General features: G+C 39.9%; 12 protein-coding genes. 9 read left to right on the top strand and 3 right to left on the bottom strand.

The features are described from left to right. Nucleotides 1-34 precede the first annotated feature (34 nt). Both WAE64_RS20335 and WAE64_RS20330 read right to left on the bottom strand, forming a co-directional pair. Nucleotides 35-2,509, bottom strand: a complete 2,475-nt coding sequence (locus WAE64_RS20335; protein WP_340239610.1) for a zinc-dependent metalloprotease — start codon at nucleotides 2,507-2,509, stop codon at nucleotides 35-37. Between the two features lie 241 nt (nucleotides 2,510-2,750). Continuing rightward, nucleotides 2,751-3,341 (bottom strand): DUF1684 domain-containing protein, encoded by a 591-nt coding sequence (locus WAE64_RS20330; RefSeq protein WP_340239609.1) that lies wholly within the window; start codon nucleotides 3,339-3,341, stop codon nucleotides 2,751-2,753. A 113-nt stretch (nucleotides 3,342-3,454) separates the two neighbouring features. On the opposite strand from WAE64_RS20330, the gene WAE64_RS20325 reads away from it, so the two are divergent. Further along, entirely contained in the window at nucleotides 3,455-4,084 is a 630-nt protein-coding gene (locus WAE64_RS20325) for a riboflavin synthase (RefSeq protein ID WP_340239608.1), read from the top strand. 297 nt (nucleotides 4,085-4,381) lie between these two features. Here WAE64_RS20325 and WAE64_RS20320 read toward each other — a convergent pair whose 3' ends face one another. Then, the gene (locus WAE64_RS20320) at nucleotides 4,382-5,665 is read right to left on the bottom strand and encodes a citrate synthase (protein ID WP_340239607.1); all 1,284 of its coding nucleotides are present in this window, start codon (nucleotides 5,663-5,665) and stop codon (nucleotides 4,382-4,384) included. A gap of 278 nt (nucleotides 5,666-5,943) precedes the next feature. Between WAE64_RS20320 and WAE64_RS20315 the strand changes: the two genes are divergently transcribed. The 8 genes from WAE64_RS20315 to WAE64_RS20280 all read left to right on the top strand — a co-directional run bounded on the left by WAE64_RS20315 (nucleotide 5,944) and on the right by WAE64_RS20280 (nucleotide 14,410). After that, entirely contained in the window at nucleotides 5,944-6,687 is a 744-nt protein-coding gene (locus WAE64_RS20315; protein WP_340239606.1) for a LytR/AlgR family response regulator transcription factor, read from the top strand. A gap of 64 nt (nucleotides 6,688-6,751) precedes the next feature. Continuing rightward, on the top strand, nucleotides 6,752-8,665 hold the full coding sequence (locus WAE64_RS20310) for a histidine kinase (RefSeq protein WP_340239605.1): 1,914 nt from the start codon (nucleotides 6,752-6,754) through the stop codon (nucleotides 8,663-8,665). Continuing rightward, the gene (locus WAE64_RS20305; RefSeq protein WP_340239604.1) at nucleotides 8,666-10,606 is read left to right on the top strand and encodes a sensor histidine kinase; all 1,941 of its coding nucleotides are present in this window, start codon (nucleotides 8,666-8,668) and stop codon (nucleotides 10,604-10,606) included. Nucleotides 10,607-11,359: 753 nt separating this feature from the next. Beyond that, the gene (locus WAE64_RS20300; protein WP_340239603.1) at nucleotides 11,360-11,932 is read left to right on the top strand and encodes a Crp/Fnr family transcriptional regulator; all 573 of its coding nucleotides are present in this window, start codon (nucleotides 11,360-11,362) and stop codon (nucleotides 11,930-11,932) included. Nucleotides 11,933-12,039: 107 nt separating this feature from the next. Further along, on the top strand, nucleotides 12,040-12,669 hold the full coding sequence (locus tag WAE64_RS20295) for a hypothetical protein (RefSeq protein ID WP_340239602.1): 630 nt from the start codon (nucleotides 12,040-12,042) through the stop codon (nucleotides 12,667-12,669). Nucleotides 12,670-12,679: 10 nt separating this feature from the next. Next, the gene (locus tag WAE64_RS20290) at nucleotides 12,680-13,111 is read left to right on the top strand and encodes a DUF6326 family protein (RefSeq protein ID WP_340239601.1); all 432 of its coding nucleotides are present in this window, start codon (nucleotides 12,680-12,682) and stop codon (nucleotides 13,109-13,111) included. A gap of 115 nt (nucleotides 13,112-13,226) precedes the next feature. After that, nucleotides 13,227-13,610 carry a hypothetical protein gene (locus WAE64_RS20285; protein ID WP_340239600.1) on the top strand — a complete coding sequence of 128 codons (384 nt, stop codon included), beginning with the start codon at nucleotides 13,227-13,229 and terminating at the stop codon, nucleotides 13,608-13,610. 41 nt (nucleotides 13,611-13,651) lie between these two features. Beyond that, nucleotides 13,652-14,410, top strand: a complete 759-nt coding sequence (locus tag WAE64_RS20280; protein ID WP_340239599.1) for a hypothetical protein — start codon at nucleotides 13,652-13,654, stop codon at nucleotides 14,408-14,410. Nucleotides 14,411-14,434: the final 24 nt, after the last annotated feature.

Below are 14,434 nucleotides of genomic sequence, written 5' to 3'. Positions count from 1 at the left end.
ACCGAAAGGGATTTTTTGTTGATGGATACAAATCCTACTCCCACTCACAATCAGCATCTAACCAATCATACCCCGACTCAATAGGAGCGCCGTCTGGCTCAGCTAATGGTTTAGTAGTAACATTGGCCTCTGGATTCTCTTCAAATTGTTTGATTTTCAATAACGTTAAACGGGCGAATCCTGCGCCATCAACAGTATTGTTTGTCAACCAGGCTTGTATATCATCAATAGCACCATAAGCATTGGCACGAGCTTCCATCGCCGCAGATTTATTGTTAGCCAATTCCATGAGTTGGTCTAAAAACTGCATAGCCACCAATCGGTCTATTTGCGCATAATAGCTATTGTTTTTAAACATTTCAGGCTTTTTCCACAGTTTTTGCACCATAATGGTCGAAATCTCAGCCAAAGTAGGCAAATCTGCCTTCATGACTTTCTGACTTACCAATCTTGAACTACGCTCAGGATTCAGCAATAATCTTAAAGTTAGCCCTGCCGATGCTTCTGCCGGAGCCAATGGGTCGAAACTCAAACCTGTATGGCGTTTAAAAGTTTCTCTCGGATTAGCCTGATAACGGAACGCCCTTGGCGGAATCAGTTTTAAGATATGGTCTGGCACAGCCAAAAACTCAGGCGTAAGTGTTTGCATCAAAGCATTGAATGCCTCACGTTGTTTTGCAGCCGCTACAGGCTCATAAATCAACTGTCCGTCGCCTCTTAGCGCAAAGTTGTAATCGGCACCACCCAATACTTTAGCAGCCGCCTCAGTCTGGTAGCGGTGGAACATATAAATAGGCACAAGCACCTCTTCAATAGTAGCCATTGGTGCATTTACTCTTATTTTCTTTTCCGTAAAATCTTTCAAAGCAATTTTACGCAGTTCCATTACTCTTTTCAGCTCCGTTACGGCATCGCCACCATTATCCCACAAATGCGTATGCGGATTCACCGAACCTTCCGGACGAGCATCCTGATCGGTCAAGAATCTTAAACCCTTTCTTAATGTATTCTGTACTATTTTCTCAAGTTCAGCCTTTTCATTTACATTATCCGGAAAATCCTGATATCCCCAAGTGATTGAGGCCTTATCGTATTCGCCGATACCCATGGCATAAGCACGAGAAAGGTCAAATTTACCATTGGCATAGCTGATAAGCGGGTGCGGATAATCCATCACCGATGCACGGCCGCTGATGCTCGAGATATAGTTATGAGGCAAACCTAAAGTATGCCCGATTTCGTGCGCCGATAATTGTTTTAATCTATCCAACGACATCTGCGTTATTTCCTGCACTTTGCTTGTATCGGTGTCATAATTACCGATGAATCCTTGCGCAATCAGGAAGTCCTGACGTACACGCAAAGAGCCTAGCGTTACTTTCCCTTTCAATATTTCTCCCGTACGAGGATCAATGATACTGGCACCATACGACCAACCACGCGTACTGCGGTGTACCCACTGCACAAGGTTGTAACGAATATCCATAGGGTCGGCATCGGCAGGCAATAGCTTCACCTGAAACGCATTTTTATAACCGGCCGCTTCATAAGCCTGATTCCACCACGTAGCACCTTCCATCAATGCCGAGCGGATAGGCTCCGGCGCACCCGGATCCATGTAGTAGATAATTGGTTCTACAGCTTCACTTAATATAGAAGTAGGGTCTTTCTTTTTTAATCTGTGGCGTGCAATGTATTTTTTCACAATCGGCTCGCTGATAGGCGTAGCGTAATCGTAGAACTCTATTCCACCATAACCAATACGAGGGTCAAACTCTCTTGGCGTAAACGCTTTGCTTTTTCTGTCAGCCTCAATATCCGGCAACTCAACAAACGAATGGTGTTGGTGCATCGTTATGATAGAAGGCGTTGGCACCACACTACGCAAATACGGCCCTGCGTTTTCGCCTGTTATGGTGATAATGGTTTCAAACTCTGTGTTTTTCGGGAAACTCTTCGTGTTTGGCAAATACACCACACTACGAGAAGCATCTAAACGAAAATTCCCTTGCTTGCTACGTGAAATATCCTGAATAGCGCCTACGGCATCTTGCATCAGAAATGGGGTTAAATCAACCAACACTCTGCCATTGGTTTCAGCTTTTACATCAAAGCCAAAATGCACCGACTTGGCGAACGATTGCTCTACGGCTCTTTGCTCCAAGGGGTCGTTAGAAATGGCTCTGTACGCATAATTAGGCTGAACCATCAATACTTTGTTACCAGTTCTCTGAAATTTCACCACATGCGCACCACCTAAACGACCACGGTCAAGGCCAATGTCGTTAGAGCCGATACCTTGCGCCAAGGTTGGGTAATACAACAATTCGGTATCAAACTTATTGATTTCCAGATAAATTTTACCGTCTTTGGCATTCCAATAAAAATTCAGAAAACCTTCTTTTTTCTCCATACCCGTTGTAAAGGCATCGATAGATTTGGTTTCTTGCGCAAATGCATAAACACCAATAAGTAGTAAGGCCAGTGTTTTGATGAAGCGTTTTTTCATAAAGGAGACTTTGTTTGTTTTTGGTTATTTTTTAGGGGTTTGTATAATAAAAAAATGTGGCGCGAACTTCCAGTTCGCAATTGGTTTTTCATACTCAAAGTAAAGATGGGAATCTCTAATAATTGTTATATCTTTCTTAAAAGTAGGTTCGAATATATTCATACTACCAAAGCGAACTGGAAGTTCGCGCCACAAATATTTGACCGCGCAATAAGGGTTTGTTCCATCAAAACACCACCCATCACTTATAACTCTTCTCCCCAACCTTGATTTCAGTGCTGATAAGATTCTCTTTTGGCGGAATCGGGCAGATATAGCTTTCGTTGTAGGCACAATAGAAATTATGAGCATTGTTAAAATCGATTTCTATTTTATCGCCTACCAGTTTATCTTTAGGAATATTAATATAGCGGCCACCGCCGTAGGTTTCTTTACCGTTTGTCAGGTCACGGAATGGCAATAGATAAATATTACCTTCGTCAAAAAGGCTTACGGTATAATTCTCGCCGTTGAGCATAAAAGTAGCTTCGCCGGCTTTTTTAATTTCGCTCTGTGTGCTATCAGTCATCAGAATCATGCTTTGTCCGCTGTCAGACGTACCTTTAAAATCGGCCTCAACCCGATACTCAACATTTGGCTCATAATACTTAATACCCGAGTAGTTGCTAAGATTAGCAATAGGCGAATCTTTCTCATTTGCCAGATTCTTTTCGTATTCGCTTCTTTGCTCACTGATGGTAGCAATATAATCTTCTGAACCCTGTAGCGAGTAAAACAAGATACCGACAACAGCCGTGATAAGAATAAGAAGTACTATTTTGTTTTTAAACATAGTGTTGTATGATTGTGTCTAAACATCCGCTAATATACTTAAAGAAGAACTTTTATTCGCTATTCTAAGTTGAAATATCGTAATTCGCAGACAAAAACCTTATTAATTATTACATGTTTACCGGAATCGTAGAATCAATGGGACATCTCATTGACATTCAGCCAGATGGCACAAATTTAACCTTTACTTTTGAATCTGATATAGCCCACGAGCTAAAAATAGACCAGAGTTTATCACACAACGGCGTTTGCCTTACCGTTGTAGAGCTACTCAATGCCGAATACCTGCCTGTTAAAGGCAACAACGGCGATGCCGCTGTAAGATACAAAGTAACAGCCATCGACGAAACCCTGAAGAAAACCAATTTAGGCAAACTAGCCATTGGCGACAAAGTAAATCTTGAACGCTGCATGCCTGCTCACGGACGTTTCGACGGACATATTGTACAAGGCCACGTTGACCAGACAGGCGTTTGCACCGCCCTTGAAGACCAGAACGGCAGTTGGTTGATTTCGTTTCAATACGATGCTTCAACAAACAATATCACGGTCGAAAAAGGCTCTATTTGTGTAAATGGAGTGAGCCTTACCGTAGTAAATTCAACCGACAATGGTTTTAGTGTAGCTATTATACCCTATACCTGGGAGCACACCAATTTCCATCAGTTAGCCGTTGGCAAAACTGTTAACCTTGAGTTTGATATTCTGGGCAAATATATGCAACGCATTATGCAAAAAAGATAATAAGTGACCCTACATTCGGAAATTTGACGGCTCAGACCGATTCGTAGAGACGACATGCTGGCGTCTCCAAGGGCCTGTAAATGTTAGAAATCTATCTATTAGATTATACTTCCCAAATAATATTTCTTGGATCGCATAGGCCCTTGGAGACGCCAGCATGTCGTCTCTACCAAAACGGCAATTTCTCAACCAACTTGTAGCCACCCAATACCCAACAACAAAAATAAAAAAAGCCCCTCTCCCCAGCGTTGGAGAGAGGGGCCAAGGCCTCTGACCTATATCGTTATCTTCAAAAGCTTATCTGTCTTCTAACGATACAAACGGACGCAATGTAGCGCCTGTATATATCTGACGAGGACGGCCGATTGGCTCTTTGTTTGCTCTCATTTCTTTCCATTGTGCAATCCAACCTGGCAAACGACCTAAGGCAAACATTACTGTAAACATATTGGTAGGAATACCCAATGCACGGTAAATGATACCAGAGTAGAAGTCAACGTTCGGATACAGTTTTCTTGATACGAAATAATCATCGTGCAAGGCTGCTTCTTCCAAACCTTTGGCAATTTCAAGTACAGGGTCGTTTACGCCCAATTTACCTAAAATATCGTCAGCCGCTTTTTTGATGATTTTGGCACGAGGGTCAAAGTTTTTATAAACTCTGTGGCCAAAGCCCATCAAACGGAAACCTGAATTTTTATCTTTTGCTTTGTTTACAAACTTCATTACATCACCACCATCTGCTTTAATATCTTCAAGCATTTCAATCACCTCTTGGTTTGCACCACCGTGTAGAGGGCCCCACAATGCCGAGATACCAGCCGAAATTGATGAATAAAGATTTGCCTTCGATGAACCAACCAAACGCACTGTTGAAGTCGAACAGTTTTGCTCGTGGTCAGCATGAAGAATCAACAATTTATTTAAAGCCGACGAAACTACCGGGTCAACTGCATATTCTTCAACAGGCAGCGAGAACATCATGTGTAGAAAGTTCGAGCAATAATCTAAAGAGTTTTTAGGATAATTAATTGGGTGACCATTCGATTTTTTGAAACACCACGTAGCTAAAGTAGGGAACTTAGCCAACAAACGAATAATGTGCGTATCAGTATGATCTGGAGCTTTATCGTTATAAGAGTCAGGATAAAAACCACTCATGGCACTAATCATAGCCGACATCACGCCCATTGGGTGTGCATTTACCGGAAAACCGTCAAAAATGCGACGCATATCTTCGTTTACCAGTGTGTGTCTGCGAATATCATTCTCAAATTTCTCATATTGCGTTTTGTTTGGCAATTCGCCGTTGATAAGCAAATAGGCAACACCTAAGAAGTTAGCTTTCTCGGCCAAATCTTCTATGGCATAGCCACGGTAACGCAATATGCCTTCTTCGCCATCCAGAAAAGTGATGGCACTTTTGGTAGCTCCAGTATTTTTATAGCCGCTATCGATTGTTATGTAACCTGTTTCGTCACGAAGTTTAGCAATATCAATTGCTTTTTCTCCTTCCGAACCTTCTATGGTAGGGTATTGGTAAGACTTACCGTCAAGTATTAATTCTGCTGTACCAGCCATAAAAACATTAAGATTATTTTGTGGTTATCAATTTTATTGATGAATTATTTCGCTAATTCCGTTGCAATAATAACAAAAAAAGCGTAAAAATAACCATATACAGTAAAATATTTGTTAAAGCAACTATAATTTAATACATCCTCTTAGAATTGAGGTGTCTAATTACAATTTCTTAACTTTATAACCCCCGCATTTTCAAAAAAGTTTGTCTTTTAAGAAAAATAGCATAATTTTTTGAAGAAATGTTTGTAGTTTCACTCTCCGAAATCCCTTAGTTTATGCTCACAGCCATTTTAATTGACGACGAGAAAGGTTGCCTCGATACCCTCGAAATTGAGCTCCAGACCTACTGTACCGATGTAAAAGTACTTGCCAAGTTCCAATCGGCCGAAAAAGCACTTGAAATTCTGGAAACCATAAGGCCCGACATGGTTTTTCTCGACATCAGCATGCCGCAGATGAATGGTTTTGATTTTCTGTTGAAGATTCCGAAAATCAATTTTGAAGTTATTTTTTGTACTGCTTACGATGCCTATGCCCTTACAGCTTTCGAGTTTTGCGCCATAGACTATCTTCTGAAACCCGTTTCGAAAGATAAACTCGTCAGAGCCGTTGATAAAGTGCGCCAGAAACAAAGCAAACAGGTTGATTTGCAGAATCTGGAATTATTGCTGGCAAATATGCGTGGCGGCATTCATCATAAACCAAATGTAGCCGTTCCTACTGCCGAGGGTTTAGAATTTATCTCTATCAACGATATTATCTATGCCGAGGCCGACGGCAACTATTCACGCATCATGATGGGCAATAAAGAAAAAATACTGATTTCCAGAACCCTCAAAGACCTGGAAATGCTTTTATCCAATCACCCATTTGTGCGTATCCATCAGTCGTACCTCGTCAATCTTACCCATATCAAAAAATACATTAAGGGCGAAGGCGGCTATGTGGTCATGAACAACGGCGCAAGTTTGCAGGTATCGAGGGCAAACCGAATGAAGTTGATGGATTTGGTGAGATAAACCCCATATGCTCTAAGCATACAACACAACCGACGATAATTATACGTAAAAATAAAATTTTATCTTGAGGTTTCTTTCCACATTTATATTTTTTATAACTAGCTTCACTTACTGTTTTGCCCAGAAAACAGACACCATTACTATTACCAAAAATTTTATAGACAATAAGTTCATCCGCTGCAATACAGAAACCCAGCTTTACATCGATTCGAGCGGCAAAGCACCCATACAACAAGTTGATAAACAGCTATTTATACCGCTACAAGACTTTCATATTCAACCCCTGGCTTTCGATTATTTCAATTACGTTTTCTGGCTCAGAATTACCGTCGAAAATCAAAGCAATAAAAGCATACCTGCGCTCTTTACGGCCGGTATCCATAAAGGCACAGAAGTATATCGGAAGCTCAACGGCAAGTATCAATTAATAGAAGCCACCTATCAGCATTTGCGCCCCAACGAACGCCCCTTTCGGTACGACGAAAAATACGTTCCGCTGGTATTTGCTCCGCATCAAACCTACGACTTACTCATTAAGCTACACGAGCACCCGCAACTCTTTCTTAAAATCGAACCCAAACTGGTGAGTTATGGCTGGGAGTACGACGATAAAATGCGGGCCTTCTTCGACGAGTACCGCTACCTGATTAGCGATGGTTTCTTTGCTTCCATTTTGTTTTTCATATCGGCCTATATGCTTATTCTCTACTTTGTAGAGCACAAGCGCTATTACCTTTACTATGCCGTTTACCTGATTTTTATCTTGCTGTTTGCGCTTTGGGGCATTGAGCACTCGCCTTATATGCAGGTGTTTTTTAGTTTTGTTCCATTTCTTAAGTTTTCGGCCAACAACAATACTTATGCACTTGTAGCCAACATATTTTACTACTTGTTCATCAGCGATTTCCTTGAGCTTCCAAAAACAGCCCCACAGTTCGAAAAAACCATACGATTTTACCTCAAACTACTGGTAGTTTTATTGATTGCCGATACACTCTTAAACTTTGTGTTTCGCTGGTATCAGGCAGGCGGATACATCTGGATAATCAGCCAACCTACCATTGCTTTTTTTGGCATTTACTCAACCTTTGTAGTGCTAAAGCAGAGAGGCTCCTTCGTAAAATACATCAAATGGGGCTCAGTTGCCTTATTACTTGGGGTGATACTTGGTATTTTAGAGCAAATATTGCTCATGAAACCCTTCGAAAACGTGTTGATGCGCCTGGCACTAAGCACGCCTTTCAACGTAGGGGTGCTGGTAGAAATTCTGTGTTTTTCTACTGCATTGGGTTATAAAACATGGCTCCGACAACGAAACCGCAACCAGTTGATGAAATCGGTAAAAGAGTCTGACCTCAGAACCTTGCGTTCACAAATCAACCCCCATTTTATTTTCAATAGCCTCAACGCTATCAAAAGCTATATCCTTAACCATCGCTCGGTAGAGGCATCGGAATACCTGACCGATTTCTCGACATTGATGCGGTCTATTCTGCAACATTCCAAAGAGAAACTTATTTCTTTGACAGACGAGCTCGAAACCATATTTCTGTACATAAAACTAGAAAAACTACGCTTTGATGATGGCTTTGAATTTATTTACCACATCGATAAAACAATAGATACCGACGAGACCTTTATTCCGCCGATGCTTTTGCAGCCTTATATCGAAAATGCTATTAAGCATGGTTTGATGAATAAGACGACCGACCGACAACTATCAATAAGTATCAAAAGCCTACCTGATAAAACATTGATTATTATCGACGACAACGGCATAGGCCGTGAACAGGCCTCTTTGTTACGCAAGAATATCCTCAAACATCAGTCGATGGGCATGGATATTAACGATGAAAGGGTAAAATTACTGGCCATGACCAACGACTGGCATATAAGTGTAGAAATTATAGACAAAAAAGCACCGGATGGCACATCAGACGGCACAAAAGTTATGATTTATCTCCCGATTATTGATTAAATGAAGCACATAGGCAAAATACACGCGCTTTTGGTTCGTCTGTTCACGCAACAGAGCGGAGTATTGCTTTGCCTTATTTGCTTACTTACAGCACAACAAAGCCATGCACAAGTGCGGCTTTATTATGAATTAGAAAAGAACGGTTTTCTCGATTGCACCAATAATACCCAGCTATTTGTTGACTCTACGCAGCAAGTAGCCCTGCAAGCTATTCCGACGCAAAAGTTTGTCAAACTTCAGGGTTTTGATGCGCCTCAGTCGTTTTCAAAAGCTTATCGTTACGATTTCTGGCTGAAAATAGAAATCTATAACCCAACCAAAGATACCCTCGACCTGCTGCTTACTACGGGGCTTCATCGGTCGGTGGTTGTCTACCGTGATATTTATAGTGAGCTGATAGAACTGCACCGAACCAACGAAGAATACCTGCCTCACCAAAGATTATTCCGCTACGACGACCAGTACATTCCGATGCGATTTGTGCCGGGCACTTATTACAAGCTTTATATAAAAGTAAACGATTATCCCAAAAAAGACTTTATCCTTCAACCCAAACTGGTAAGCTACCTCTGGGAAAACCACCATAAGGTAAAAGCATTTTATGACGAATATATCTACCTCATCAACAATGGGGTTATCATTTCTATTTTGCTTTTTGTGGCGCTATTTGTGCTAACTTTCTATATCCTCGACCGCCAGAAATACTATCTCTACTACGGCTTCTATACTATCTCTATCGCCTTGTTTAACCTCTGGGAATATGAGCATTCACCTTATTTTCATGTATTTTTTAGCTATCTGCCTTTTCTGAAATACACGGGCAACAGCAATGTTTATATATTACTTACACAGATTTCTTATTACCTGTTTGTGTACCATTTTCTTGAATTAAGAGAAAAATATCCACGCATCGGCGTTGTTTTCCGGTGGGTTATTCGCACCTTATTGGTTTTCTTGCTGCTCGATGTGCTGGTCTTATTCGTTTTCAGACGACTCGACTGGAGTGATACTTTCTATTGGTTTTTTCAGGGAGTTTTTCCGGTCTTGAACATCGTATTGTTGATAACCATATTCGGCATAACAGGCAAAATTGCCCGTAATATCAAAATAGGCAGTACTTTTCTGATGCTCGGTGGCTTTGTTGGTTTCATGACCCAATGGTTTAGTCACGAAGCCTACATATTGCTGCGCATTGAGCCCAGCATTGTTTTTGCCTTGGGTACGCTCATCGAAATCTTTTTCTTTTCTATTGCCATTGGCAACCGAAGTTATCATATTCAGAAAGAACAAAACTCTTTGTTCAAGGCCATTAAAGAGTCTGAACTACGTACGCTTCGCTCGCAGATTAATCCGCACTTTGTGTTCAATAGCCTCAACTCTATTAAAAGTTATATTCTTACCCACCGTTCTATTGAAGCCGCCGAATACCTGACCGATTTCTCGGTTCTGATGCGCTCAATACTCCAGCATTCAAAACAACAATTGATTTCATTGACCGACGAACTGGAAACGGCTGTACTCTATATAAAGCTCGAAAAACTACGCTTTGAAGACAATTTTGAGTTTATCTATGAACTCGATAAAAACATTGATACCGACGAAATTATGTCGCCCCCGATGCTGCTGCAACCTTATATCGAAAACGCCATAAAACATGGCTTGATGAATAAGCTCGACAAGCGGATTCTGGTATTAAGAGTAAAGCAAATAGAAGAGGCCATTGAGATAATTATTGAAGACAACGGCATTGGCCGCGAACAAGCCTCGCTACTACGCAAAAACATACCCAAATACAAATCGATGGGCATGGATATTAACGACGAACGGATAAAACTCTTGAGCCAGGCAAATGATTTACATATTCAGATTACGATTGAAGACAAAAAATCAAGCAACGGCAAAGCCATAGGCACTAAAGTAGCGATACTTATTCCGAATTAAACACCCCTAGCCCCTAAAGGGGGATAACGCATCTTTTTCATGCGCCATCCGCCGCTGGCGGTCCGTTTTATTGGGCATTCACGGGTGATAGAGTTTCGGTGAATAAATTCACCGTCTAATATAACAAAGGTTGTTTTATTACAGCCCCGACTTAAGTCGGGGGCATACATTAAAAAACATTCCGTTGTTACATTAGACACCCAATTTATTGGGTGAACACGGGACGATGCTATTACAATCAAACCCTCCATTCCATCTCGGTGAATAAAACGGTACGCCGACGGCGGTCACCGTCTAAAATAACAACGGAAATTTATCACAGGCCCGACTTAAACGGTAAGCCGCTGCGATTTAATTTAGAAAAATCTCATCTATAAAGATATTGATAAATTTAAGAGACTCTTCGCTTTAGTGAGTATAGCCTTTGCTATTTGTTTGACACTTGAAAGATAATATGTCAATAAAATACAAATTATCGGGTAGAGTCACCTTTAGCAATATCAGCATAGGCGTTTAAAGCAGTATATAAAATTTACTGCGTTTTTTAATAACTTTGTTTTTTATAAATTAAGGATTTAGATTATGAAGTTGTTTAGTATTATTTCTTTCGTCTAAAAATGCGTTATTTTGGCTATACCTGCATCAAATAATTTCAACCATAGCTCTGCTATGGCTTCATCATTTGATTTGGTTCGCTCAAAATACCACTATTTTTAAACTGAAATTAAAATTCTAAACAACTTCTATTTAAAAATGCAGAAATTACTATTTGACTTTATATCTAAATACATTTCCCTTACAGATGACGAAAGAAACGTATTACTTTCGTTAAACCTGTTTCATTCAGTAAAGAAAGGAACGGTTTTACTCAAAGAAGGACAAAAATCGAAAGACAGCTACTTTGTTCTAAAAGGCTGCATTCGGTCTTATTATTTTGTAGATGGTGAAGAAAGAACCACTGCTTTCTATACCGAAATGGAAGCCTTGACACCTCCTTGTGCCCTAAGTAAAACTCCTTCCGAACATTATATAAGTTGCTCAGAAGACACGCTACTTATCATTTCAAATGCTGATATGGAAGAAGAAGTAAACAGTAAATTTCCAAAGTTTGACGTAATGTGTAGAATGTTTTCAGCGGAACTTTTAGCCAAACAACGAATAGACTTTGACGAGTTTAAAACTTCTTCGCCCGAACAACGATACCTCAACTTACTACAAAAAAGACCAGACCTACTTCAACGTGTTCCGCAACATCAGTTAGCAAGTTATCTGGGCATCACACCTCAATCACTTAGCAGGCTAAGAGCTCGGCTTTTGAAGAAATAACCCCTACCCTTCTAATCTTACATAGAGGTATCATTTCTTAACTTTAGTTAACGATTTATAGCATCCGGCTAATCTAATTTTGCAGTATCCTAATAATAAAAAAAGATATGCAAAAGAAAGTTTTATGGATTGTACTTGCCGCAGTGTTGGCAAGCAGTATACAGGTGAATGCACAATATGCCAAAACAGACAGCAACTATCATAAGTGGTTTGTTGGGACTTCTTTATTTGTGTTATTCGGGAATTTTGACACAAAAAACCCTCCCAATTTTGTTCAAATAGATATTGGGTATCGGCTTACAGGTAAAGACGTAATTAGAATTTCTCCCAAGACCTGGAAATACGCATGGCCAAATGGTATCCATCCATTTTTAAATAAGGCTTACAAAAAACCGGAAGAAAAATTTCCCGGCTATGTACGTGAGTATGGGGTAACAGTTTCTTACGCCCGATTTTTATGGAAGGGTTTCTACGCCCAACTTGATGTGATGCCTACCTATCAGATTTTTGCGAATGATAATGGGAAGAAAATAGATAATGGCTTTCAGATTTTCAATTCATACCGAATGGGCTATCACATCAAACTCTTCAATGACAAGTTTTTCTTTCAACCATCAATTTGTGTGACCCATCGGGCATATCATACCCAACTGCCTGATGGTTTTAAACAGTTGGATGACAAATGGTCTAAATTCATTTTTCCTGAACCGGGACTTAATGTCGGATTTAACTTTTAATAGAAAAATTATGAATACAGACAAAACATCACAAAACGCTTTGCAAGACGTCAAAGTCAGCGTAAACCTGAAGATTGCTGCACTGTGGGCTAGTTTTATGTTTCTATATGCCTACGTTGATTATTTCCATTTATATATGCCCGGCTCCATAAAAGATATATTGGCAGGGAAAGTATTTGTATTTGATATTTCCTACCTCTTTCTATTGGTAGCAATGGTTTTAGTAACCATACCAACCCTTATGATTTTCCTTTCTGTTGCACTGCCGGCTAAAATAAACCGCTTGACAAACATAATCGTGGCAACGGTATTCATTCCTTATATGTTGTTTAATTTGGCTGGTGAGGCTTGGTTACATATGTATTTTGCTGCTATTGTAGAAGTAGTACTTCTTTGTCTGATTATCTATTCTGCCTGGAAATGGCCTCGTATTCAAGCATAAAACCAATCACGAAAGTTTCCAATTGTTGGTGGTGGTTTCAGTAGTAAATGCAGCAATATGCAACCAAAGTTATTATAAAAGAGTAACATTTATAAAAATTAAACTAATAAGGGTTATGAAAAAATTAGCTATTGCATTCTTTACAGTTCTTAGTGTTTTTACCTCTTGTAGTAAAAATAATGTAACAAACAACTCATCACGTACTATTCGATATGAGCTAACAGGCAATTTTACAGGAAACAATATCATTACAGCCTACACAACGGCAAGCGGGGGAACCATTACTGAACAAATAGTATCGCTCCCTTGGACTAAAGAAATTACTTTCGATGCTGGTGTATCAGGAGCGAACATTACAATATCAGGTGCTGGTGGTATAGCGGGGCAGCAAGCTACGCTTATTGTAAAAAAAGGTGGGAATCCTGTAGGGTCTCCTACTACCGCTACGGCAGATGCTAGAGGAATACTCACCATAGTAAGCCCTGTAGTAGTTTTCTGAAAGAAAAAAATATATCCTTAATCAAAAAATAAAAGAGAAAAATGGAAAAAGAAATTTTCAAACAAATACATGAGATGGAAAACCAATATAAAAGGATGAAGCGACTTTTTATAGGGTTTGTTAGCCTCACAATAGTTGGAATCTTCGGTTTGGCATTCACCACAACCAACAAATTTGATTTAATAAGAGCAAAAGGAATTATTATTGAAGATGAAAATGGAAAAGATAGAATTTTGATTGGAGCACCTATACCTCATTCAAAGGACAGGGTTAGGACGGATACCAACTTGGTGAGAAAATATTTTGCAAGTGAACTAAACCCCAACAACAAGGACAAATATATGGAGTGGTACAAAAATTATAGACATTCTGCATTTGGAATGGTGGTAATGAATGAAAAGGGAATAGATGTAATGCAATTAGGTGATAAACTGTCAGATCCGAATGTTGGGAGAAGATTTTTTTTACCAACAGGTATTCTTCTGAATAACCAAAAAGGATTGGAAGTTGGTGGTTTCGGCACACATACATTTGACGATGGAAGAAGTGGAGTTGCATTAGGTTTAGATGACCCCCAAAATGGTAGAGAAGCCTTTCACGCTTTAGTTCTATCGGATGGAACCCGGGCTTTAATACTGCAAGATGCAAAAGGAAAACTTGTGCTTGGATTTGGAACATCAAAAAGTAATTTATTCCTTAATAAAGATAGCCTGAGCTTTGTGGGGATAAAGTATTTCGACAAAAAAGATAATTTGATTTGGGAACAAAAAATGAATAAAACAGAGAGTATTAAGAAATAAAAGGAAACTGGTATGCCCGAGTAT

The organism is Emticicia soli (assembly GCF_037860775.1).
GTDB lineage: Bacteria > Bacteroidota > Bacteroidia > Cytophagales > Spirosomataceae > Emticicia > Emticicia soli.
This window is presented reverse-complemented; position numbering and strand designations above follow the sequence as displayed.